Annotated in this window: 1 protein-coding gene; it reads right to left on the bottom strand. The window is 57.2% G+C overall.

Features of this window, described 5'->3' with window-relative positions; translation table 11 throughout:
• Positions 1-346: hypothetical protein (locus NCT03_RS34480; RefSeq protein ID WP_250495520.1), on the bottom strand; the 346-nt coding region annotated here is incomplete at both ends.

Below are 346 nucleotides of genomic sequence, written 5' to 3' on the forward strand. Positions count from 1 at the left end.
GTTCCTTCAATGCTTGCTGTTCCGCTGCGCTGAAGGTCGCGGGTTGTGCCGTGGACCGTTGACCGTCATTGGTCGCGGTCATGCGCGTTGCTTTCCCGCCCGCGTCGATCGAATCCAACGTGCGGCTACCGTCCTCGTTGAAATGAGTGTGTGACGACACCTTGCCCGAGCCCGAGTCGTAGCGGTAAGTGTCAACAGGGTTTCCCTTCGCGTCGTAGTCGTTTTGCAAGCCGACCTTTTCCTGATCGTTGAAGGAGTACATCGTCTTGCTGCCGTCGGCACGCGTCACGACCTGATTCGTGTTGATGCCCTGATCGGGATCGAAATAGTCTTTCTGCTTTTCGCG

It is taken from the genome of Caballeronia sp. GAWG1-1 (genome assembly GCF_023631465.1).
GTDB lineage: Bacteria > Pseudomonadota > Gammaproteobacteria > Burkholderiales > Burkholderiaceae > Caballeronia.